At 36.7% G+C, this 24,797-nt stretch carries 15 protein-coding genes and 1 pseudogene; 8 read left to right on the top strand and 8 right to left on the bottom strand.

Features of this window, described 5'->3' with window-relative positions; all coding sequences use genetic code 11:
- Positions 1-135: 135 nt before the first annotated feature.
- Together B3P17_RS13190 and uvrA are read left to right on the top strand one after the other, a co-directional pair.
- The gene (locus B3P17_RS13190; RefSeq protein WP_252639104.1) at positions 136-1,113 is read left to right on the top strand and encodes a lytic transglycosylase domain-containing protein; all 978 of its coding nucleotides are present in this window, start codon (positions 136-138) and stop codon (positions 1,111-1,113) included.
- A 41-nt stretch (positions 1,114-1,154) separates the two neighbouring features.
- Positions 1,155-3,992 (top strand): excinuclease ABC subunit UvrA, encoded by a 2,838-nt coding sequence (uvrA, locus tag B3P17_RS13185; protein ID WP_252639105.1) that lies wholly within the window; start codon positions 1,155-1,157, stop codon positions 3,990-3,992.
- 418 nt (positions 3,993-4,410) lie between these two features.
- Here the strand turns inward: uvrA and B3P17_RS13180 are convergent, their stop codons facing one another.
- On the bottom strand, positions 4,411-5,202 hold the full coding sequence (locus B3P17_RS13180; RefSeq protein WP_291105810.1) for a tetratricopeptide repeat protein: 792 nt from the start codon (positions 5,200-5,202) through the stop codon (positions 4,411-4,413).
- 160 nt (positions 5,203-5,362) lie between these two features.
- On the opposite strand from B3P17_RS13180, the gene B3P17_RS13175 reads away from it, so the two are divergent.
- From B3P17_RS13175 to B3P17_RS13150, 6 genes are all read left to right on the top strand, one after another.
- A complete protein-coding gene (locus tag B3P17_RS13175) occupies positions 5,363-5,962 on the top strand; it encodes an RNA polymerase sigma factor (RefSeq protein WP_252639107.1) in 600 nt (199 codons plus the stop codon).
- 516 nt (positions 5,963-6,478) lie between these two features.
- A complete protein-coding gene (locus B3P17_RS13170; protein WP_291105807.1) occupies positions 6,479-7,006 on the top strand; it encodes a FecR family protein in 528 nt (175 codons plus the stop codon).
- Positions 7,007-7,119: 113 nt separating this feature from the next.
- Positions 7,120-10,425, top strand: a complete 3,306-nt coding sequence (locus B3P17_RS13165) for a TonB-dependent receptor (RefSeq protein WP_252639109.1) — start codon at positions 7,120-7,122, stop codon at positions 10,423-10,425.
- Between the two features lie 12 nt (positions 10,426-10,437).
- Positions 10,438-12,081, top strand: a complete 1,644-nt coding sequence (locus B3P17_RS13160; RefSeq protein WP_252639110.1) for a RagB/SusD family nutrient uptake outer membrane protein — start codon at positions 10,438-10,440, stop codon at positions 12,079-12,081.
- Between the two features lie 128 nt (positions 12,082-12,209).
- Positions 12,210-14,837, top strand: coding sequence for a glycoside hydrolase family 2 protein (locus tag B3P17_RS13155; protein WP_252639111.1), 2,628 nt, complete (start codon positions 12,210-12,212; stop codon positions 14,835-14,837).
- Between the two features lie 230 nt (positions 14,838-15,067).
- A complete protein-coding gene (locus B3P17_RS13150) occupies positions 15,068-15,988 on the top strand; it encodes an AraC family transcriptional regulator (protein WP_252639112.1) in 921 nt (306 codons plus the stop codon).
- 129 nt (positions 15,989-16,117) lie between these two features.
- Here the strand turns inward: B3P17_RS13150 and rhaD are convergent, their stop codons facing one another.
- From rhaD to kdpC, 7 genes and pseudogenes are all read right to left on the bottom strand, one after another.
- Positions 16,118-16,918 carry a rhamnulose-1-phosphate aldolase gene (gene rhaD, locus B3P17_RS13145; RefSeq protein ID WP_252639113.1) on the bottom strand — a complete coding sequence of 267 codons (801 nt, stop codon included), beginning with the start codon at positions 16,916-16,918 and terminating at the stop codon, positions 16,118-16,120.
- 10 nt (positions 16,919-16,928) lie between these two features.
- Positions 16,929-17,953, bottom strand: a pseudogene (gene rhaT / locus B3P17_RS13140) (L-rhamnose/proton symporter RhaT).
- A 33-nt stretch (positions 17,954-17,986) separates the two neighbouring features.
- Positions 17,987-19,246 (bottom strand): L-rhamnose isomerase, encoded by a 1,260-nt coding sequence (locus tag B3P17_RS13135; protein WP_252639115.1) that lies wholly within the window; start codon positions 19,244-19,246, stop codon positions 17,987-17,989.
- Between the two features lie 10 nt (positions 19,247-19,256).
- The gene (locus tag B3P17_RS13130; RefSeq protein WP_252639120.1) at positions 19,257-20,735 is read right to left on the bottom strand and encodes a rhamnulokinase; all 1,479 of its coding nucleotides are present in this window, start codon (positions 20,733-20,735) and stop codon (positions 19,257-19,259) included.
- Positions 20,736-20,863: 128 nt separating this feature from the next.
- On the bottom strand, positions 20,864-21,547 hold the full coding sequence (locus B3P17_RS13125; RefSeq protein WP_252639126.1) for a response regulator: 684 nt from the start codon (positions 21,545-21,547) through the stop codon (positions 20,864-20,866).
- 5 nt (positions 21,548-21,552) lie between these two features.
- Complete coding sequence (locus tag B3P17_RS13120) at positions 21,553-24,222, bottom strand: sensor histidine kinase (protein ID WP_252639131.1); 2,670 nt, start codon at positions 24,220-24,222, stop codon at positions 21,553-21,555.
- On the bottom strand, positions 24,219-24,794 hold the full coding sequence (gene kdpC / locus B3P17_RS13115) for a potassium-transporting ATPase subunit KdpC (protein ID WP_252639132.1): 576 nt from the start codon (positions 24,792-24,794) through the stop codon (positions 24,219-24,221). Before kdpC ends, B3P17_RS13120 begins: the two co-directional genes overlap by 4 nt.
- Between the last annotated feature and the right edge of the window lie 3 nt (positions 24,795-24,797).

The raw sequence follows: 24,797 nt of genomic DNA, 5'->3' as shown, positions 1-24,797 counted from the left end.
AGGGATGTGATGCTCAAAAATTTGTGCTTTAAGATAAATTATAGATAAGCAATGTTTGCCGGACTTTTACTTCCAGAAATAAAATTGTACCTTTGATAGCTATTTTTTAATGAAATATTACAAAACTAGCGATAAATGAAGAAGGTTTTATTATTCACTATTCCAGTAGTTTGTGTCTGTGTTTTAGCCTTTGCGTTATTGTCAAATAATAGCCATAGCGAAACAGAGTCTAAAGCTCCTTATGTCTTATCTATGACGAAATCTATAGAGATTCCAGAGAAGGTTGATTTTGCAGGGGAGGAGATAAAGCTTGACAGATACGATCTTCATGAGAGATTCGATAGAGAGATAAACGGATTTACATATTTACATTCGACGACGTTATTACTTATAAAAAGAGCTAATCGATATTTTCCTATTATTGAACCGATCTTAAAAGAAAATGGAATTCCTGAAGATTTTAAATATCTGGCGGTAATAGAAAGTAGTTTAGACCATAGAGCAGTATCTTCAGCCGGCGCTGCCGGACTATGGCAGTTTATGCCAAAAACCGCACCCGGATATGGATTAGAGGTTTCTTCTGAAGTGGACGAAAGATATTCGATAGAAAAATCAACTCGGGCTGCATGTAAATATCTGAAGGAAGCTTACAGCAAATATGGCAGTTGGACAAGTGTGGCAATGTCATACAATGCCGGACAGGGACGTATCAGCGGAGAGCTGGATAAACAACAGGTTGACGAAAGTCTTGATCTGTGGCTCGTTTCTGAGACTTCGCGCTATTATTTTCGAATGTTGGCTATAAAGCTGGTATTTGAAAATCCATCTAAATATGGGTTTATTCTCACAGAAAAAGATTTGTACAAACCGATTGAATTTACAAAAGTTGAAGTAACAGAATCGATTCCCGATCTGGCATCTTTTGCAAAAGAAAAAGGGTTGACATATGCACAATTGAAAGATTTTAATAGCTGGCTAAGAGATCGTAAATTAACAATTTCGGCTAAAAGCCAAAGTTCATATACAATTCTTATTCCTACACAGGAATCATTATACTACAAGAAAGGTAGTAAGGTAAGAGTCCATGATAAAGCATGGATTTCGCGTGACTAATTAAAATATGCATAATTAGACAAGGAGCGTTTGGAAATTTGATGGAGACAACTATACCCGAAGAAAAAGACGTCATAAATGTATATGGCGCACGTGTTCATAATCTTAAAAATATTGATGTAGAAATTCCACGAGATTCACTTGTTGTGATTACAGGGCTCAGTGGGAGTGGTAAATCATCATTGGCATTCGATACTATTTTTGCAGAAGGCCAAAGGCGTTATATAGAAACGTTTTCGGCTTATGCGCGTAACTTCTTGGGGGGGATGGAGAGACCTGATGTAGATAAAATTACAGGTTTAAGCCCCGTAATATCTATAGAACAGAAAACAACAAATCGTAACCCAAGATCGACCGTAGGAACAACTACCGAAATCTACGACTTTCTTCGCCTATTATATGCTCGTGCGGGAGAAGCTTATTCTTATCTCACCGGAGAGAAGATGGTTAAATATACCGAAGACCAAATCTTAGAGCTTATTCTTGAACGTTATATCGGGAAGAAAGTATATTTGCTTGCCCCCGTTGTTCGCAACAGGAAAGGTCACTACAAGGAATTGTTTGAGCAAATAAACAAAAAAGGTTATCTGACAGTACGTGTGGATGGTGCAATTCGTGAAATTATACCCGGTATGCGTCTCGATAGATACAAGATGCACAGCGTAGAAATCCTGATTGATAAGTTGGTTGTTTCCAATAAATTTGCTGATAATCTCAAAACAAGCTTGCGCACAGCAATGAAGCAAGGCGATGGGCTGATCATGATACAAGATGTAGATACAGGAGAGGTAAGGCATTTTAGCCGCCAACTGATGTGTCCGTCTACAGGGTTGTCTTATAGTGATCCTGCTCCACATTCATTCTCATTTAACTCGCCACACGGCGCTTGTCCTCGTTGCAAGGGGTTGGGAGTAGTGAATAAAATAGATATGGAAAAGATTGTGCCGAAACCACAATTGAGTATCTATGCGGGAGGTATAGCTCCATTAGGAAAATATAAAAACTCATTATTCTTCTGGCAGATAGAGGCTATCTGTGAGAAGCATGGTGTTACTATTAAGACTCCAATCAAAGATGTTCCTGAGGAAGCGATAGACGAAATCATGTTTGGAACAGAAGAGCGCTTGCAAATTAAGAACGAGTCTTTAGGAAGTTCTAATTATGTAGTCGCTTTTGAGGGGGTTGCCAAATATATTGAAATGCAGCAGGATAGTGATTCTTCTGCTTCTGCGCAAAAGTGGGCAGAGCAGTTTATCAAAACAGATGTTTGTCCCGACTGTAATGGACAACGATTGAGTAAAGAAGCTCTTCACTACAAAATAAATAATAAGAATATAGCCGATCTTGCCGAGATGGATATTCAGCATCTCTATGAATGGATACAAGATATGGATGTGCATATTTCAGAAAGGCAAAAACTGATTGCAGGGGAAATAAAAAAGGAGATCGTATCCCGCTTGTCTTTTTTATTAGATGTCGGTCTTAATTATTTATCTCTAAATCGTCCATCCGTATCTCTTTCGGGAGGTGAAAGTCAGCGTATACGCTTGGCTACACAGATAGGATCTCAGCTTGTAAATGTACTTTATATACTTGACGAGCCTAGTATCGGACTTCATCAGAGAGATAATACAAGGCTGATAGATTCGTTGAAAAAATTGCGAGATACAGGGAATTCTGTTATTGTCGTAGAACACGATAAAGACATAATGCTGGAAGCTGACTATATTGTAGATATGGGGCCTTATGCCGGCAGGCGAGGAGGGAAGGTTGTTTTTGCAGGTACTCCCGACGATATGCTGAAAACCAATACAATGACAGCTAATTATCTGAATGGTAAGCTTGAAATTGAGATACCTAAGAATAGACGCAAAGGCAATGGAAAGAAGATTACATTGAAAGGTGCAACCGGACATAACCTTAAGGGTGTGGATGTTTCCTTTCCCTTAAATACATTTATTTGTGTTACGGGTGTTTCGGGGAGTGGAAAATCGAGTCTTGTAAATGGAACATTACTACCTATTCTCAGTCAACGCCTGTATCGTTCTTTGGCTGATCCATTACCTTATAAAACGCTTGAAGGGATAGATCTTGTAGATAAGGTGATAAGTGTAGATCAATCGCCGATAGGGCGTACACCACGTTCGAATCCTGCAACCTATACGGGCGTTTTTTCAGATATAAGAAATTTATTCGTCAATCTTCCAGAATCCAAAATAAGAGGCTATAAAGCCGGACGTTTCTCTTTTAATGTGAAAGGTGGTCGTTGTGAGGTTTGTGGCGGTAACGGCTATAAAACCATCGCAATGAATTTCTTGCCGGATGTATATGTGCAATGTGAAGAATGTCATGGCAAACGTTATAATAGAGAAACGCTAGAGGTGCGATTCAAGGGGAAATCAATAGCAGACGTTTTGGATATGACCATCAATATGGCTGTAGAGTTCTTTGAGAATGTTCCTAATATACTACATAAGATTAAAGTATTGCAAGAAGTGGGACTTGGGTATCTAAAACTTGGACAACCTTCAACCACATTGTCCGGTGGGGAATCTCAACGTGTGAAACTTGCAACCGAGCTAGCCCGTACAGATACAGGGAATACCATCTATATATTGGATGAACCTACTACCGGACTGCATTTTGAGGATATACGAGTTTTACTCGGAGTACTTAATAAGCTTGTTGACAGAGGAAATACAATAATCGTTATAGAACATAATCAAGATATAATAAAAAGTGCAGATTACATCATCGATATGGGACCTGATGGTGGAATTGGAGGTGGAACTGTGGTTGGTTATGGGAAACCCGAAGATATTGTAAAAAAGGGTAATAGCTTTACTTCTGAATACTTAAGAAAGGAAATAAGCAAGTAAAATCTCAAAATAGGATTAATTTTGAAAAAAAATAGATATTATCTATTGTTAATGTGTAAAATTTACTATCTTTGCTGAGCAAATAGAGATAATATTCGTTTTTGAGATAAATACAATCGAGTCAGGTGAAATTACCGCTTCAATAATGAAGGATCGCTTTGTTATTTACAATCAAAAATACAATATAAAGAAACACAGAGTTGGTTCCTGAAATACATTTGAACCAAGTAGTCAGGCTGCAATCAACTCTATTGTGTAGTTTTGTAAAGTTTGTGTTAAGGTTGGGAAGTCTGCGAAGGTGATTTCGCGGACTTTCTTTTGTGCAGAACGAATCTACAGCATAATCCTAATTCTTGGAGAAAAGGTTATATCTATATTTATTTATCTGAATAGTGAAGGTGGGTTAGCCAATACTTATTTATTGGTCTATTTTGCTTTTTACAATCTTAATGCTTGTTTCTACCTCTTTTCTTAGATCAGAATCATCGTTGTTATTTAACATTTCTATTACAGTTTGGTAATCTTGCAGCGCATTATTGTATTCTTCCATTTCATAGTAAGTATTTCCTCTATTATAATAAGCTATCGCTGAATTTTCGAGCTTTAAGGCTTTGTTATAATCAAGTATGGCTTTGTCGTAATGTTCAAGTTTTTCATATACTAACCCACGATTGTTGTAGGCACTGGCATAATCGGGCTGTAAGTCTATTGTTTTATCAAGATCTAACAAAGCTTTATCGTATAGTCCCATATTGCTATATATTGAGCCTCGGTTATAATATGACATAGCGTCTTTGGGATCGAGGTCTATAATATCGGAACATACATTCAATGTTCGCATTTCATCTCCCATCTGATAATATGCTGTAGCAAGGTGTACATATGTTTTCAGTAACACCTTATTTCGCCATTCGGTATCTTTTTTATATTTTTCATCATTATTTATGCGTTCGATGAGGGTATTTAGCATATCTACTTTCTGTTGAGGAGTATCTAACTTTTTTAATGCAAAATATAGGTCATTATTAAATTTAACTAAGCTCTTTTCTCCTTTCTTTTTCTGACGTGCTATCAAGAAAAACATTAAGGCAAATGATAATAACATAATCCCGAACATTGCCATAATGCCAATTATGCCTATATTTACAAACCAAGACGAGTTACACGAGGTAAACAATAAAGACAACGATGATATATATATAATCCTCATTTTAAATAAAATAAAGTGTTGATACAGTTTTAAGCGGCTTCCTTTGCAAATTTAGATAAAAAGATCAATTATAGAAACTTTCGGACAAAAGCTATTGAGCATTTTGGTCTTGAATATATAAAATTAGTAGATTTGTATCGTTAACCTTTCTTAATTCAGTATGTCTCTAAAACTACATGTGCGTATAGATCAACAGATGGACGATTCTGACTTATTCTTTTTGATACAGAAAAGTAATAAGGAGGCTTTTACTATCGTATATAATAGATACCATAAACAATTGTATCTATTAGCATATACATATCTGAAAGATAGAGATATGTCGGAAGATGCCATTCAGCATGTTTTTTCTAAATTATGGGAATTTCGTAAGGATATTAAGATTAAAGCCAGCCTAAAGAATTTTCTTTATACTATTACGAAAAACTATATACTAAACCAGATCAGAGATAATAATACTGCTATAAAAAAGAATTATGAGTTAGCTTTATCTGTAGAGTCTTATGAGGATAATCTATTGGATATTATTGAGCAAAAAGAATTAATGATGCTTTTCAGAAAAGCATTGGAGATGTTGCCTCTACAAAAAAGGCAGGTTTGTTTATTGAAAATGGAAGGAGAATTATCGAATCAAGAAATTGCTGATAAAATGGGAATTTCTATCCATACGGTAAAGACTCATTATGCGCAATCAATTAAACTATTAAGGGCTCACTTAGGAAAAATGTTAATAAGTATTTTATTTATCATTCTTTCATAGACTATGTGTGTCAATAATATATGAAAAATACTAACATATTATATTATAATTCGTATTAAAAATGGAAAGACCATCTGAAGAAACGATAAGAAAAGTTGTTGATGGTATTGCAACACTCGAAGAAACTGCAACGGTAGTAGAATGGTTTGCTACCGAGGAAGGACAAATGTATCTGTCTCATGAGATGGATATGCGTTCTTTTAATGCAAAAGAAGGCTATGAAGAGCTTTTTGTTGATCATGAAATTCCATCAGATAAAATGTTTAATGAAATACTTGCCAGGGAAAGGCGGCGAAAATTGCGTCGTACAATATACAGAGCAGCTGCTATCGTCATACCATTTATTTTGTTGCTCGGATTGGGGTGGCAGGTTAATAAAAAAGTAGATCTTTTTGGTAAAACAGAGTATGTTGATGTATATGTACCTAAAGGTGAGCGATTACAGGTTCTGTTTCAGGATGGAACAAAAGCGTATCTCNNTCGGATACCCATTTGCGTTACCCTAAAAAGTTTAGTTTGTTTGACAGAAAAGTTTTTTTGAACGGAGAAGCCTATTTTACAGTAGATAAAAACCCTGACAGACCTTTTATTGTACAAATAGATGATGATATGGTAAAGGTCTATGGTACAGAGTTCAATGTTAAGGCATATTCTACCAGTAATCTAATATATTTAGCTTTGGATAATGGTAATATAAGCCTTATACCTTTTACAAAAGGACAATATTACATAAAGCCGGGAGAAAAACTTGCTTATGATCGAAAAACCGGTGAATGTAGAATTACGAAAAATGAGGATACAGGTTTTGTTTCGTTATGGAAAAAAGATATTCTCGCATTTAAAGATACACCTCTAAAAGATGTTATTGCAGATCTCGAACGTTGGTATAATGTTTCTTTTACAGTAGAAGACAGGCGAGCTTATATTTACTCATACACCATTGTTTCGGAGAACGTATCATTAGAGAAAATTTTAAAAGACTTAGAAAAGATCTCTCCTGTAAAATTTACTCTTGATGAAAACACGGTGATTGTCAGCATGTAATAGCCCTACTAAAATAAAATTATAAAAAAAATACACTTCCTAGTCATACTTTTTTTATCCTCGTGGGTCTATTATGTAAAGGACCTATTTTTTAACCTTAAAAAATGTAAACTATGAAACGTGTAATTTTAGCTTTTCTGGTTATGTTTCTGTGTACGACGATAACAGTGTCTGCACAAAAAGTAACTATGAATCTTCAGCAGGCGAAGCTGGAAAAAGTTTTATCAACAATTGCCGAACAGACAGGTTATACTTTTGCATATAGCCAGCCTGTAGTCAATACCGATAGAATTGTAAGCATTGAGGTAACAAACACAGACTTGCCTCAAGTGTTGCAGAAAGTTTTTTCTGGAACAAACATCTCTTACGAAATAAGAGATAAGAAAATCCTTCTTTCTGAAAAGAAAGACGTTAATCAGGATCCCAAGACAACACAACAAGCTCAAAAAATTACAGTAAAAGGAATTGCCCTAGATGAGGCCGGAGAACCTTTGATTGGTGCCAGTGTGTCAGAAAAAGGCACAACAAATGGAACGATGACAGGGGTAGATGGCGATTATAGCTTGACGGTTCCGGCAAATGCTACTCTTGTAATCACCTATGTTGGTTACCATCCACAAGAAGTCGCATTGAAAGGACAAACAACAATGGACTTTACATTAAAAGAAGATTCTCAAGTGCTTGATGAAGTAGTTGTTACAGCATTAGGTATAAAAAAGAAAGAAAAATCTTTAACTTATTCGACTCAAGTTGTCGGAGGAGATGAGCTGACAAGGACTAAGGATCCTAATATGATAACAGCCCTGGCTGGTAAAACTGCAGGGGTTCAAATTAATAGGAGTGCCTCAGGATTAGGTGGTTCGGCGAAAGTTGTTATTAGGGGGAATCGTTCCGCATCAGGAAATAACCAGCCTCTTTATGTAATTGATGGTGTTCCGATGAATAATGCAATTACAGATCAAACTTCTACTTCCATTGGAGGTACTAATGATGCCGGAAATCGTGATGGTGGTGATGGTATATCTAATCTGAATCCAGATGATATTGAATCAATGAATATACTGAAAGGGCCATCAGCTGCAGCTCTCTACGGAAGTCAGGCTGCTAACGGTGTTATCGTTATTACAACAAAGAAAGGGAAAGTGGGACGTACATCGATTAGCTTTAACTCTAATACAACATTTGATAATGCAGCTTATGGTATTCCTGATTTTCAAAATACTTATACCGGAGCAGAAAAGAGTTGGGGAGATAAGATTACAAAAGATTCAAAGTCCGACTACACAGGGGAGTTCTTTAATACTGGAATAACAACTATAAACTCAATTGCTTTAAGTTCAGGTTCGGAAAAGATGCAGACATATTTCTCTTATGCGAATACTTACGGTAAAGGAGTTATTGAGAATAATACTCTGAATAAACATAACTTTAACTTTCGTGAAACAGCAAACTTTTTCGATGATAAACTGACGCTTGACGCTAATATCAATTTATTATATCAAAGGTTAAATAATGGGTCTACACCAGGGGGATATTATATGAATCCATTGGTCGGTCTATATCATTTCCCAAGAGGTGGCGTTCAGGGAGGCGAGTCGTTCGATTATTATAAAAATAATTATCAGCGTTTTAACGAAAGTCGCAACTTATATGTACAGAATTGGTATGGTGGATTCTCAGATATGGATCAGAATCCTTATTGGTTAGTGAATAAAACCCCAAGTGAAGATGTTCGATTACGTACTATTGCAAATCTATCTGTAAATTACAAGATAACTAAAGATTTAAATATTCAGGCAAGAGGTACAGCTGATTATATATCAGATAAATATAATCAGAAGATGTATGTAGGGACTCATAACAATCTGGCTGGAGAAAATGGTAGATATATTACTTACGAAGCAACAATGCTAAGTACTTATGCGGATTTGTTAATGACTTATCAGAAAAAATTAAATGATAAATTTTCAGTATCTGCATCCTTCGGTACAAGTGTTACAGATCAACGAAATAAGTCGCTTCGATTAGACTCTCGTCCGAGTACCTTGTTCTTTCCAAATGTATTTACAGTTGCCAATATCGACCTGAATGGAGGTTATATTACAGAAGAGGATCTACATACTCAATCGCAATCTATCTTTTTTGCAGGACAAATAGGTTTTGCAGATTGTTTATTCCTTGATGTTACAGCAAGGAATGATTGGACTTCCACATTAGCATATACCAAAAGTGTAGATAATGGTTTCTTTTATCCTTCAGTAGGTTTGACATGGGTTATTAATGAAGCTGTTAAGCTTCCAGAATTCATTAGTTTTGGAAAAGTCAGAGGTTCTTGGGCAAAAGTAGGAAACGGTTTGCCTCCATATATTAGCCATCCAATCAATTCGATAGGTGCTGGTGGTTCTCTAATTCAAAATGGCTATGCTCCATTTACTGAATTGAAACCCGAGATGACAAAATCCTGGGAGTTTGGTACAGAATGGAAATTCTTGAATAACCGAATTGATTTTGATTTTACATTCTACAAAACGAATACAACAAATCAGTTGTTTACGATGCCTGCACCTTCAGGATCTGGTTATTCCTACTATTATATTAATGCAGGGGACATCGAAAATAAAGGTATAGAAATCGTATTAGGAGGTAGTCCGGTAATGACTAATGATTTTCTTTGGAAAACTTCAGTAAACTTTGCAAAGAATAGTAATAAGGTAAAAGAACTTGCTGAAGATCTGGATTTCTTTAAGTTTGGAGATCAAAATTCTAATAACTATCAGATGCGTTTATATAAAGGGGGAGCTTTTGGAGATATTTATGGTAGAACATTTGCTAGAGATGATAAAGGGAATATCTTGTATAACGATCAAGATCTTCCTTACGCATCAACAGGCGATTTTGAGAAAATAGCAAATAGTGCCCCTAAATTTAATTTAGGTTGGAGTAATACATTCAAATATAAAGACTTTACATTATATTTCCTTATAGATGGACGTTTTGGGGGCGATGTATTATCAATCACTCAAGCTGATCTTGATCTGTATGGTGTGACTAAAAGGACAGGAGATGATAGAAATAGAGGATATGTGAACTTTGATGGTAAACAAATCAAAGATGTAAAAGGGTTCTATGATGCTGTTGGCGGACGTAGTGGTATTACTGAATATTATGTGGAAAGTGCTACAAATATAAGGTTGAGAGAGCTATCCTTTGGCTATAGATTACCAGCAAAACTGTTTGTTAATAAGTTTGTAAGGGGTTGTGAACTTTCATTTGTTGGAAAAAATTTATTCTTCTTTAAGAATAATGCGTCGTATGATCCAGATGCATCTTTATCTACCGGAAATAACTTACAAGGTATAGATGTTTTTGGTATGCCATCATTGAGATCATTTGGATTTAATTTAAAATTAGACTTCTAAAATCTAGAAAATATGAAAAAGATATTAAAACATACAATTGTCGGATTTTTATTATTGGGATTAATCACTTCTTGTACTGATAGTTTTGAAGACCTCAATAAAAATAAGATAGGGATAGATGAAGAGCAACTTTCTTATGATTTTAACCAGATAGGGGCTTATTTTCCGGGAATGCAGCAAATGATATATTGCAATTTTAATTGGGGATGGGGTACAGACTGGACTTTTCAGGTAATGCAAAATCTAAACGCGGATATATTTTCTGGCTATCTATGCCCGGCAACAGCCTTTGGTGGTGTTACAAGTGATAACAGAACATATTCCTATAAGCCAGGATGGAGTGATCCTGCTTGGGATTATACATATGCTTATATGATGCCCAGTACGCTTATTGTTAAAAAAGAGTCGGAGAAAGATTATGACTTTTATGGACATTTTGATGCTATCAACAAAATACTAAAAGTAACAGCATTGGCTCGTTTATCTGATATATATGGGCCTGTTATCTACTCTACTTATGGAGATTCAAAAACAGGAGGTACATATGATTCTGTTGAAGAATTGTATAAGAATTTCTTTAAAGATCTAGATACAGCTGTTCAAGTACTTAATGAATATGTAAATGCAGAAGAGACTCGTAATGCAAAACCTTTTGCTAAATTTGATATGGCATACGGAGGAGATTATGTTAAATGGATACAATATGCCAATACATTACATCTTCGTTTAGCTATGCGTATTGTTAAAGCTGATCCCAATTTAGCTAAAACAGAAGCCGAGAAAGCTATAAAAGCTGCATATGGTTTGATAGAAGATAATAGTGGTAATTTTACTATTAGTGGAAAAGGATATTTTCATCCACTTACAGCAATTGCTAAATGGGGAGATACCTCTATAAGTGCTAATGTCGAATCAATTTTATCTGGATATCAAGACCCTCGTTTACAAGCCTATGCTTTACCCGTAAATGCAGGAGAACATATTGGTCAAATAAAAGGAATGCGTCAGGGAATTCATAATTTGGCAGAAAACAAGTATGTGCCTGGTGGAGATCCATTGCTTTATAAGATTTCTCCTCCTATTCATATGAATGATAACTCTATGCCTGCAATATTGCTGGTTGCTGCAGAAGCAGATTTTCTTCGCGCAGAGGGTGTCTTGAGAGGATGGAATATGGGAGGTGGTACAGCCAAGTCTTATTATGAATCAGGAATAACAAAATCTTTCAGTCAATGGAAAGTTTCTCTTAGCGATTACTTCAATAGTGATAAGCTTCCGGCAGCGTTTACAGATCAATTACAACCTGCTACAGAAAGTAGCCCCGCAGTATCTAAAGTTTCTCCAAAATGGGATGATGCTGCAAGTAATGAGATTAAACTAGAAAAAATTATTACTCAAAAATGGATTGCCGGATTTCCTGAGGGATATAATGCTTGGGCTGAATATCGCCGCACAGGCTATCCTAAATTATTCCCTATTACTAATAATACGAGCGGAGGTGCTGTTCCAACAGAAACGGGATTCCGTAGAGTTGAATTCTCTGAATCAGAAGTAAGTGGTAATGCAGAGGGAGTTGCTGATGCAATTAAAAAATTAGGAGGTCCAGATTTGCCTATAACTCGTATTTGGTGGGATGTGAACAAAGCCAATTTCTAATCAATTTTAATGTTTTTGGGGATAGAAGAATGCAAGATTATATCTTGCATTCTCTTTCTCCATATTTACAATTTTCTGTATATTTTCATCTACTAAGAAAAACAGATAAATTACTCAAGTCAAATGCCATGATTTACAAAAAACTATTATCAGTATTTATTTTATTATGTCTTCTTTTTTCGGTAAACTCTTGCCGTGAACAAGAGGAGAATATACATCAAAAAATTAATCTAGCTACTAACTGGTATATTCAATCGTCTGATAGCATAGAAGGTAAAGGACACTTTGTATCTAGTTCTCAACAGTCGATAGAGAATTGGTATAGAGCAACAGTTCCATCTACAGTGATGGGTGTTCTTACTACAAATGGAGTTTTTCCTGATATTTTTGTAGGAACAAATATTAAAGATATAGATAAAATCCAGTTTGATAAACCGTTCTGGTATCGTAATGAATTTGCATTGCCTGAGTTGAATAATAATCAGCATGTATCTCTTTGTTTCGATGGAATATCATATTATGCAAATATTTGGTTGAATGGAGAATTAATAGCCTCAAAAGATTCTATATATGGAACATACCGTCATTTCTCTTTTGATGTAACCCCACATGTAAAATCAGATAATAATGTTTTAGCTGTAGAAGTTTTTAGAGCCCGCCCCGGAGATCCTAATACAGGATTTGCCGATTGGAATCCTCGCCCGGCTGACGAAAGTATGGGAATATACAGAGATGTATATTTATCTATAACAGGTAATGTAAGATTGAATAATACATATGTGAAACCTGAAGTAAATACTGAAACGTTAGAGGAAGCGTGGCTTACAATAGAAACTGAAGTTGAAAATCTTACAGATCAGGAAATTTCAGGAGATTTGGTGGGAGAAATAGAATCGAAAGAATTTTCTTATTCGGTTACTTTGGCTCCTTACGAAAAGAAAAAAGTAAAGATAACATCGGTTGAGGCGGCAATATTACACATCAAAAATCCTCGACTTTGGTGGTGCAATAATATGGGTAGCCCCGAACTTTACAATCTGGACTTAAAATTTAAAACAGATAATACTGTATCAGACAGAGAAGATATAACCTTTGGTATACGTCAAATAGAATCTTATCTGACAAAAGAAGGATATAGAGGTTTTAAACTAAACGGAAAGAACGTTTTGCTAAAAGCAGCCGGATGGACAGACGATATATTTCTGCGCGATACTCCTGAGAGCAACGAAATACAGGTGCAGTATGTCAAAGACATGAATATGAACATGATTCGCTTCGAAAGTTTTTGGGCTACAAGCTCTAATATATATGATTTGTGTGATAAATACGGAATAATGGCTGTTGTAGGTTGGAGTTGCCAATGGGAGTGGGAGGCATATTTTGGAAAACCATGTGATGAAATGTATGGTTGTATACTCACCGATAAAGAAATTGATCTTATTGCAGAATCTTTCTCCACACAAGTGCTATGGTTGCGCAATCATCCGAGTATTATATCTTGGATGCCTGGAAGTGATATGCTTCCGACCCCAAAATTGGAAGAGAAATATTTGGCATTCTTAAAAGAGTCAGATAACAGAATCTATGTAGGTGCTGCAAAAGAGAGGACTAGTGAACTGTCGGGTAAAACAGGAACTAAAATGGCGGGGCCTTATGAGTATGTAGGACCAAACTATTGGTATATTGATACTCTTTATGGTGGTGCATTTGGCTACAATACCGAAACAGGAATAGGAGCACAACTTCCGGTTTTAGAATCGATCAAGAAATTTATACCTGAAGATAAAATGTGGCCGCTAAATGATACTTGGAATTTCCATTGTACGACCTCTACAGCTGCAATGAACTCGTTGAAAGAACTGACAACTGTTATAAATAATAAATACGGACAGGCTAAAAATCTGGAAGATTATCTAATGAAGGCTGATCTTGTCAATTACGATGGCACTCGAGCTATGTTTGAAGCATTTAGAGTAAATATAGGCAAAACCACAGGTATTGTTCAATGGATGTTAAACTCAGCATGGCCATCTTTGTATTGGCAAATGTACGATTATTACAAAGTGCCTACGGCTGCTTATTATTCTGTGAAGAAGGCGAATCTACCGCTTCAGCTAATCTATAATTATGGAAATAATAGTATATATGCCGTTAATGAACAGCTAAAAGACATAAGCGGTTACAAGGCTATTGTACAGGTTTTTGATATAAACTCTACCGTAAAAGAGAAAAAAGAAATACTATTAGATATCAGAACAAATACATCTGTCAATATTTTACAACTAGCACCTCTAAAAGAAAATATATTTCTTGCTTTAGAAATATTCAATCAGCAAGGTGAGGTGGTCGCTGATAATTTCTATTGTTTATCTTCTAAGCCAGATGAATATTTGTGGGATAAAACCGACTGGGTGCATACTCCTGCTAAAAGTTATGCGGATTTCAAGAGTTTATCTACTTTAAAAACAGTTGAGTTAGATATTCAGACAAACAAAAAGGCAGAGCAGGATAATATAATTTATACTGTAGAGATAAAAAACCCATCAGATAAAATAGCATTTATGGTAAATCTGAAATTAAAGGATAACAGAGGAGAGATGATTACCCCTGCTTTCTGGTCCGACAATTATATAAGTATATTACCCGGACAAAAGAAAATCCTGGAATGTAAGGTAAATAAAGGTACTATTAGTAACAATAATATAAAGTTGGATATTAAAGGGTGGAACAGCCCGTTGTTGGAGGTTAATATTTAAGGCGCAATTGAATGTAAATTGAAAAACCACTATTATTTGAGAGAACCCTAAAAGTTGACAACTTTTAGGGTTTATTTATATACATGGGTCTCTGATACATTAGACAAATTGATATATAGATTGTAAGAAATGATATTTTTACCATTATTCATACTCAAATGTGCCTCAATCTAAATGTTTTGCTTTTAATTTGTACTCATAATCTTTGCCTTATTCTTTTTTGATATTACATGAAAAATTCAATTCATCTGAAATATTTAATAGTGAATGAAAGCGACCAGCTTTGGGGCTTGACAATTAATTCTGTGGGATATCAGTCTATTACGCCTCAGACGGTATATCCTCCAAGAAATCATCCTACACGCTACTTGTTCTCAACAGAAAGGGGGCGTATTCTGGATGAATATCAGTTATTATATATAACAAAAGGGAGTGGAAAATTTATTTCTAATAGCATCGAAACAAAAAGATTCCAATCGGTAAAGGACGGAACTATATTTTTACTGTTTCCCGGAGAGTGGCATAATTATATGCCGGACAAAAACATCGGTTGGGATGAATATTGGATTGGTTTTAACGGAATAAATATTGATAATAGGGTTGCCAATGGATTTTTCAATCAAAAGAAACCAATTTTTCAGGTCGGGTTAAACGATCAGATCGTAGCTTTATACAAACAGGCAATTGAAATAGCAGCAGAACAAAAATCAGGGTTTCAACAAATGTTGGCCGGAATAGTCAATCACTTGTTAGGGTTGGCATATTCTTTAGATAAGAATTATTCCTATGAAGGTTCCGAAGTTATAAATCACGTAAACAAAGCAAAAATACTGATTCTTGAAAATTTCAGAGATATAAAACCGAAGGATATTGCAAACGAATTGAATATGAGCTATTCCAGCTTTCGTAAGGTTTTTAAAGAATACACCGGATTTGCACCTTTGCAATATATTCAGGAACTAAAAATACAAAAGTCGAAAGAGCTATTGACCAATACCGCCATTCCTGTGAAAGAAATTGCTTATCTGATGGGATTTGAAAATCAAGAGTATTTTTTTACTGCATTCAAAAAGAAAACAAATATTACTCCTTTAGAGCATAGAAGATTTACTCAGGGAGTATGGGAAGATAAAACGAATAATGGGTTTTAGCCTTCGGCCTGTCATAATAATCTTTGTATCATTTTTTTATCCCTTAAAATAGAATCCATCCAGATTTTTCTTTTTCATATTGTTATGTAAGAAAATCCGGATGGATTCATTATTAGTCTTATAGCTGTATCAAATCTGTATATTAAAAGGTTCTATCAGACCTTTTATTTGTTCTTTGGTTAATCCCTCAGGTGTGTATCCGCAAGTTTTGGCAAATGCATATATCTGCGCCGACTTAGAAAGTGTGTCGATCAAATCGAACGTATCTGTCAGATTCTCACCCACGGCAAATACTCCATGCTTTTCCCAAATTACAATATCATGTTTATCGAGTACCGGAAGTGTTATTTGCGCTATAGCTGTAGTTCCGGGCACTTCGTAAGGCACAAGACCTATACCTCGAGGTACAACGATAAACGTTTCAGGGTGCATTCCCCATAATAGATCGTTCAAAGCCTCGCTGCTTTTCAGCTCAGGAATATGGGATAATGCAATAAGATCTGTTGGATGAGTATGTAATACCAGCCTGTTTTTTGATCCTTTTTTCTTGAATGAAGATAAAATAGAAAAATGTGAGGCTAATTCAGATGTTGGCTTTACGTTTTCTACTGCGATAACATCATAAGAGTTGCCATCTTTGGAAACTCTCACGATAGAGCCATTTTTTAAAGGGTCTTTTGCCACATCTCGCATTCGTTTTCCTGTTCCGGTTACGTAGAAAAAGTCACCGGACAATTCTATCATATTCTTAGGAAGCTGAAAACTTGACAAAGGGGGTATGTCTTTGTTTTCATCTCCGACAATATCAGTTATATTTATTGAAATATTTCCGGCATTGCGTTCTGCCCATCCTTTTTGCCACAGATAACCCGCAATTTCGGCTACTTCATCAAGCTGTTCTTTCAGCTTATCGTTAATATTAAAAATCATTTTCTATTATTTAAAGTTGTGGATAAATTATCGAAAATATCAAAATTGCTAATCCTGTTACAAGTATTACAATCGTCTTTTTCTTTACACCTTGCCATTCTTTGAGTATGATACCCCAAATATTACTAAACAAGNNCGTGACATCAGGATGCTCCACGAAAAAGCCATCATAACACTTCCCGGCTCGAAGAAGCTTTGCCCTACTCCTAATCCGAAAAACTGAGAATACCATAATAGCCCTGCCAAATCGCAGAATATTAGGTTGTTAATCCAGTTGGATGCTGTGATTGTCGTATAATCTTTGAAACTCTTATTCTTATAGTTTTGAAACAAGCAGTAGCATGCATTTGTAACAAATCCTCCAATAGTGACAAGGAATATAATGGGGTTCAAAGTCAACAAGCTTTCTGAGCCCAATGAGAGGATGTGAGCCTTAATAGGTGCTCCGGCTTCGAGACCAAGATTGAAGCAGGCACTCATTACTCCGGCTAATATTGCAATGAGTAAGCCTTTCTTTAAGGCAAAATCTTTTACAGCCTTTTTCTTTTCAACCTCACTCATGTTGCTCGACTTCAATGCTCCTGCATACCCGATAACGGCTATCCCTGCAATGGCAATACTCACTCCGGTAAGTAGAACCAATCCTTCGCCACTAAACAGATCTTGCCCTTTGAGCAAAGCCGGAATTAACGTTCCGAATGCCGAACATGTACCCAAAGCGAGAGACTGCCCTAACGCAATTCCCAGATAACGCATGCTCAGGCCAAATGTTAAACCTCCAATTCCCCAAAGAATTCCATAGCCGACAGATTTATAAACAGCGACGCTTTGCTGTAAATAAACATCGAAAAGGGACAGCCCGTCCGGCATTGCCAGGAGTGCTCCGACAAAAGGAAAAACCAACCAAGCAAAAATACCTTGTATCAGCCAAAAACACTCCCATGACCAATTTTTTACTTTATTGATCGGAACATAAGAACTGGACTGCCCCAAGCTCCCTATTGCAATTATAACCAAACCTATTATTGTATTCATACTAAGAATGCTTTTTTCGCTTTACAGATATTTTTATATCCTTTTAGCTGTTACATCTTTTTCATACTGTTGTACTTCCCTAATATAGTTTTCTCCTACAGCGATGTTATTCTTGAGACAGAAATAGTCCCAAACAGCATTCCAAGGCAGAGCTTTGGCTTCTTCAAGAAGTGCAAGACGTTCAAAATATTGTTCGTTGGCTTCGTAGTCCCGTAATGTTGCTATTGGCTCAAGCAAAGCTTGTAATAGAGCTTTCTGTGTAGCTCGTATGCCGATCACGTATGCACCTATACGGTTGATAGATGCATCGAAGAAATCGAGACCTATATGTACACGATTCAATGCATCTGCCCGGATAATTTCTTTTGCCAGTTCGATAACATCATCATTCAGTATAACTACATGATCCGAATCCCAGCGAATAGGACGACTTACGTGTAGCATTATCTCGGGAGTATATAATAGTAATGATGAGATTTTGTCTGCCACATTTTCGGAAAGATGGAAGTGGCCTGTATCCAATGTTACTATTTTTTGTTTCTTTGCTCCATAACCCAGGTAGAAATCATGAGAGCCTACTGTATAACTCTCCAGTGCAATGCCAAAAAGTTTAGACTCTAGACAATCTTTCATATTGAGATATTCTGTCGCAAATATATCATCTAATGATTGTTCCAATATCTGACGATATTTGTAGCGGTTTACTGTCAGGTCTTTCATACCATCATGTATCCACAAGTTCATGATACACGGATCATTTTGGAATTTACCCATTTCCTCAGCCACAGCACGACAACGCTTTGTATGTTCAATCCAGAAGTCGCGAATCGCTTTGTCAGGATTTGCAAGTGTTAAATCTCCGCTTTTAGGATGGCCGAATGAGGTAGAGTTGAAATCCAGTTTTAAAGAATTTTCTGTAGCCCATTGCATCCAACCCCTAAAATGAGAAGGTTCGACCTGATCTCTGTCTACTGCTTTATTGCCAAATTCACCATATATCTCATGTAGGTTTAAACGATGGTTTCCTCCTACTAGGGTTAACACTTTTTCAATATCGGAACGTAACTCGTCAATATTACGAGCTTTACCCGGATAATTTCCCGTAGCCTGAATACCGCCGCCTCCTACATTTGTCAGATTTTCAAACCCCGTTACATCGTCAGCCTGCCAACAGTGAATAGAGATTGCAACATCTTGTAATGTCTTAAGTGCAGCTTCTACATCAACGCCTATTTCCGAATAGCGTTCTTTTGCTATTTCAAAAGACTTTAATACTAATTCATTTTTTTTCATGGTCACTTCTTTATTTTTCTATTAATTTCAAAAATTTTTCGTAAGCGTTATTCCACAATTCAGTATCTTGTGGTTCATAAGATTCAAGGGTAAATGACTCGTTGATTATAGTTCTTATCTCCTTAAGAGACTTTACCAAGCCCAATCCTTTGGCCTGCATCATGATATTTCCTATGGCTGTAGCTTCGTACGGGCCAGCTACAATGGGAAGACCTGTTGCATTAGCTGTAAACTGGTTTAATAATTTATTTTGTGAGCCGCCACCTATAATATGTAAAACTTCGATAGCGTGAGGAGATAATTCGCAAAGGCAACTTAATACATATTTATATTTTAAAGCAAGGCTTTCAAAAATACAACGTATAAATTCAGCATCTTCTTTTGGTGCACTTTGTCCGGTTTCGGTACAGAATTTTATAATAGATTCTATCATACTCTCCGGATTGGCAAAGACGGCATTGTCCGGATCAACAAAGCATTGAAAGCCTTTTGCTGTTTTTGCCATTTTTATAATCTCATCGTAAGTGTAGGTACGTCCTAACTGTTCCCATTCTTTACGGCATTGCTCCAGCAGCCACATGCCTGTGATGTTTTTTAGAAAACGAATTGTACCTTCAACCCCACCTTCGTTTGTAAAGTTCATTTTATATGATTGCTCATTTATAATGGGCTCATCTACTTCTATGCCCATCAACGACCATGTGCCGGAACTTATATATGCAAATTTCTTATTCTTTGCAGGTATTGAAACAATAGCAGACGCAGTGTCATGACCTGCTACTGCAATTATCGGAATTGTATTTAATCCACACTCTTTAGCTATTGAGTCTCGAAGCAATCCGACTACTTTCCCCGGTTTTATTAGTGGAGGAATGACAGAGGGATGTACTTCTATCGCTTCTAGTAGTTTATTCTCGATCTTTTTTGTTAACGGATTAAGAAACTGAGAAGTAGAAGCTATAGTATATTCACAGGCTTTGTTCCCACTCAAAAGATAAGATAACGCATCGGGAAGAAACAATATCTCTTTTGCAGATTGTAATGCCGCCGATTTTTCCATCTTGGCAGCATATAGTTGGAATAAACTGTTAAAGTTCATGATCTGTATTCCGGTAAGCTTGTATACTTCTTCTTTTGGGATGAGTTTGAAGTATTTTTCAGGACTTCTTTCTGTATATGGATCTCGGTAAGAACGAGGAAGACTCAATATTGTTCCGTCTTCGGCCACATAGACAAAATCGACTCCCCATGTATCTATACCTATTGCATTAATTGCTATATCCAAAGACGATGCTGCTCGCATGCCTTCCTTTATGGAGTTGTATATAGAATATATATTCCAGTAGTACTTTCCTTGTATCTGTAATATATCATTGCCAAACCGGGTCAACTCTCGCAATTCCAATTTTCCATTATCAAACGTTCCGAGTATAGAACGTCCGCTAGTTGCTCCCAAGTCAAAAGCTAAAAAGTTGAAAGTGTTATTCATGTTTTAAAATTTCTATTCATCACAAAAGTAGATTATAGAAATTTCAAAAAATTACACAATATGATTTTGATATTTTACAATATGATTTAAATAATGAATAGTGCTAGTTGTAAAGGCGGGGCTTATATTTATAACCCGAACCGATATCCTATACCTGATTCGGTAACTAATAGAGTCGGTTTAGTGGGATTGTCTTCTATCTTTTTTCTCAATTGGGCAACAAACACACGCAGATATTGGGTTTGCTCTACATATCCATATCCCCATACTTCTTTGAGTATATACTGATGGGTGAGCACACATCCTTGGTTTTTAACAAATAAACTTAGTAATGAGAACTCTGTTGGTGTTAGGTCTAATAATTCATCTTTTTTCTTCGCAATGTGGTTTGCTATATCCACAGAGAGATCTCCAATTTGAAATACAGGACTCTCGTTTACCATTTGCCCCTGTCTTAGTGATGCTCGTATGCGGGCAAGCAGCTCTCCTGTTCTAAAAGGTTTTGAGAGGTAATCATTTGCTCCCTTATCGAGAGCATGTACAATATCTTCTTCCGAATTGCGTACCGATAAAATAATTATTGGCTTATAAAACCACTCCCTCAGATTTTTCAATACATCTATTCCGTCGATATCAGGTAAACCCAAATCGAGGATAATAAGTGAGGGTTGGTGTGAAGCCGCCATCAGAAGTCCCTCTTTACCCGTGGTGGCCTCTATCGTTTTGTATTCGCTGGCCGAAAGAGTTATTTCCAATAGTCGGCGTATTTGAGTTTCGTCGTCTATAATCAGAATCGTATCTGTATTATTCATCCTGCTTATGCGTTTATGTAAGATACTTTTGTCGGTATTTTTATTGTGAAGCGTGCCCCTCCATTCTGCCTGTTTTCTACACTTATTGTCCCTTTATGAGCTTCAACAAATCCTTTAGCAATAGATAGCCCCAATCCTAACCCACCTGTTGTTTTATGTCCTGTTTTGAAGAACTTATTGAAGACAAAAGGTAGTGTGTCAGGTGCAAAACCTGGCCCTCGATCCATTTCCTGGATAATCAGATATTCATTATCATAGAAAGACTTCAAGCGGATTGATGTTCCCGGGGTTGAGTATTTACATGAATTATATACTAAATTATGCAATACCTGTTCCATCAGCCCGAAATCGAGTTTGACTAAAGGCATTGTTTGCGGTACAACAATATCCAACCGGTAAGGTTTCAGTTCGTCTCGTAGATTATCCGTTACTTTGTTAAACAAATCATTCATGTCGCACCAATCGGTATGCAATGTAATCTTTCCTGTCTCGAGGCGCGATATATTCAATAGATTTTCTACCAGACGGTTCAGCCGTCCCGATGCTGTGAGTATTTCGTTATATAGCTCCTTGCGTACTTTTTCGGGATGTGAATCGGCTAGGAGAGTGTCCGATGCTCCCATAATTGTAGCAATCGGAATCCTTAACTCATGAGATATGGAGTTGAATAGTGTTTTGTACAACTTATCAGACTCGTCAAGCAGATTTGCTTTTTTTGCTTGTTGAGCAAGATCATGATGCTCCAACGTATTCGATATTTGTGTAAGGAATGTATCCCAAAATAGCTCAGTCTCTCCGTTAAATTTCTTTTTAGGTTTTATCGCAACAACTCCCGCTTTCGTTTTCATTCCTTTCAAAGGATAGAAAGTATATTCACTTAAAGAAAGAGTGTCAGTGTATTTTCCTGCCTTTTTCGAATGTTTGAAAACCCATTGTGCAATACTATATTCCGATTCCGTAAAGTCTCCCGGCTTCGCATTTTGTTGTTTTTTCTTTAATCTACCTTCTCCATCTTGAAGAAGAAAATATGCATCTACGCCAAAATAGTTGTTTATATCTTCTTTAGAAACCTCTAAAATCTTTTTTGTGTTTTCTGCATTTACAAGTTGTTTGGTCAGGTGAAATAAAGCGTTTGTTTTTTCGGCTCTCTTGCGTGTCAATCGTTCCTGCTTCCTTACTTTGGCTGTTAGTGTTCCCGTCACTAATGCTACCGCAAAGAACATACAGAATGCCAATAAATCCTCGGGTTGAGTTATCTTTAATGTATATTGGGGTGTTATGAAAAAGAAATCCCATGCTACGGCGCTTACTGCCGAAGCCATCATGATAGGACCCAAGCGGAAAAACATGGATAGGATGAGGATTACAAATAGTAGAATAAAAGATATCGACTGATACCCTGTCTCCCTAACAATAGGTAAGCAAAGCAAAACAGTAGCCAATACGGCTATAAAAGCTATGATGTAATGTTTGTATGACGATGAAAAATCCGGATAAGAAACTAACTTTCTTTTATATTGTTTTGCTTCAAACCCCGGTTCTATAACGTAAATGTCTATTTCTCCACTTTCTTTTAGTAACCGATTGACAAAGTTGTCACGAGAAAATAGCGATGAAAAGAAACTCTGTTTGCCCGATTTACCAATAATAATATGCGTAATGTTTTCTTTATGTGCAATATCCAGTGTCGTGGAGACGAGGTCGCTTCCTGAGGTTATTATTACTTCTGCACCAAACTCTCGGGCAAGATCAATATTTTTAGATAATTGTTCTTGTTGCTCTTCATTCAGCACCTGTGTGTTTTCCACATGCAAAGCGACGAGGTCTGCACCCATCGTATATGATAAATTTTTTGCCCATCGTATCAGCTTGGCAGAAGATTTACTTGGCCCTACAAGAACCAGCAGATGCAACCCCGACTTCCACGGACCAGCTATTTGTTTCTGCTGCATGTAAGATTTAAGCTGTTTATCTACCCTGTCGGCAACAAGGCGGAGCGACATCTCACGCAATGCTGTTATATTCCCTTTCCTGAAAAAGTTTTTTGCGGCTTCTTTCGATTCCGGTAAGGCGTATATCTTGCCTTCTGCCAAGCGGTCGAGAAGAACATTTGGAGTGATGTCGATCAACTCCACATCATCTGCCATTTCAAACAGCTCGTCCGGAATAGTCTCTTTAACGGTTACCCCAGTTATCTGGGCTACGGTATCGTTTCTACTCTCCAGATGTTGGATATTGACAGTAGTATATACATTTATACCATTGTCGAGTAACTCTTGTATATCCTGATAACGTTTTGCATGGCGACTTCCTTCTGCATTGGTATGTGCGAGCTCATCTACCAAAACCAGATAAGGATGTCTCAAAATAATGGCATCCAAATCCATCTCCTCAAGAGAAGTTCCTTTATATTCTATTTTTGTACGGGGGATAATTTCGAGCCCCTCTAATAGGGCGCTTGTTTCAGGTCGGTTGTGAGACTCTATATATCCTACCACCACATCAACTCCTTTCGACAAATCTATATGTGCCGTCTGTAGCATCGAATAGGTTTTGCCTACACCGGGAGACATTCCGAAAAATATCTTCAACTTCCCACGTTTCTTGATTTCCTCTTCCTGATTTATCGAAGTTAAAAGCTTATCAGGATCAGGACGATTTTCTTCCATTTTCATTTCAACTTATCCAGTTCCAAATTTAGCATAAAAACATTTACTCTCTTACATCCGAATATACCAAATTGAGGTGACTCTATCACTTTATCTACTAACATATTTAGTTTTTGCTTTTGTCCTTCCGAAAATCCTCGGGCTTCAGATATGCGTTGTATTTGTATCTTTGCTGCCTCGGGCGAGATATGCGGATCTAATCCACTAGCCGAAGCGAATAACAAATCTGCTGGGACGATGGTTTCATTAGATAATTTATTCTTTGTGATGATGCCTGTTTTTCGTATTTGCACAAGCTCGTATAGCTTCTTACTTGTCAGGCTGAGGTTCGAGCCTCCCGATGCCAGCGTGTTATAATCCGTTGCCGATGGTCGGGGATTGAAATAGATAGCTGTATCTGTTTTTTGACCGATTAGTTCACTCCCTCGCAATATGCCATTGACCTCAACTAATGAGCCATTGGCCTTTGATGGAAAAGCCAATTGAGCAATTCCGGTTATGAACAAAGGATAGATAACGCCTAAAAGCAGAGTCATTATTCCCAATATTTTTAATGATATAATTAATTGACTTTTCATATT

The organism is Dysgonomonas sp. UBA7630, assembly GCF_002483985.1.
GTDB lineage: Bacteria > Bacteroidota > Bacteroidia > Bacteroidales > Dysgonomonadaceae > Dysgonomonas.
This window is presented reverse-complemented; position numbering and strand designations above follow the sequence as displayed.

Coding starts and splice junctions, on each gene's coding strand:
- B3P17_RS13130 (WP_252639120.1), bottom strand. CDS start 20,735: ATGAATAACACTTTCAACTTTTTAGCTTTTGACTTGGGAGCAACTAGC.
- B3P17_RS13175 (WP_252639107.1), top strand. CDS start 5,363: ATGTCTCTAAAACTACATGTGCGTATAGATCAACAGATGGACGATTCT.
- B3P17_RS13165 (WP_252639109.1), top strand. CDS start 7,120: ATGAAACGTGTAATTTTAGCTTTTCTGGTTATGTTTCTGTGTACGACG.
- uvrA (WP_252639105.1), top strand. CDS start 1,155: ATGGAGACAACTATACCCGAAGAAAAAGACGTCATAAATGTATATGGC.
- rhaD (WP_252639113.1), bottom strand. CDS start 16,918: ATGATTTTTAATATTAACGATAAGCTGAAAGAACAGCTTGATGAAGTA.
- B3P17_RS13155 (WP_252639111.1), top strand. CDS start 12,210: ATGATTTACAAAAAACTATTATCAGTATTTATTTTATTATGTCTTCTT.
- B3P17_RS13120 (WP_252639131.1), bottom strand. CDS start 24,222: ATGAAAATGGAAGAAAATCGTCCTGATCCTGATAAGCTTTTAACTTCG.
- B3P17_RS13190 (WP_252639104.1), top strand. CDS start 136: ATGAAGAAGGTTTTATTATTCACTATTCCAGTAGTTTGTGTCTGTGTT.
- B3P17_RS13160 (WP_252639110.1), top strand. CDS start 10,438: ATGAAAAAGATATTAAAACATACAATTGTCGGATTTTTATTATTGGGA.
- kdpC (WP_252639132.1), bottom strand. CDS start 24,794: ATGAAAAGTCAATTAATTATATCATTAAAAATATTGGGAATAATGACT.
- B3P17_RS13150 (WP_252639112.1), top strand. CDS start 15,068: ATGAAAAATTCAATTCATCTGAAATATTTAATAGTGAATGAAAGCGAC.
- B3P17_RS13135 (WP_252639115.1), bottom strand. CDS start 19,246: ATGAAAAAAAATGAATTAGTATTAAAGTCTTTTGAAATAGCAAAAGAA.
- B3P17_RS13125 (WP_252639126.1), bottom strand. CDS start 21,547: ATGAATAATACAGATACGATTCTGATTATAGACGACGAAACTCAAATA.
- B3P17_RS13180 (WP_291105810.1), bottom strand. CDS start 5,202: ATGAGGATTATATATATATCATCGTTGTCTTTATTGTTTACCTCGTGT.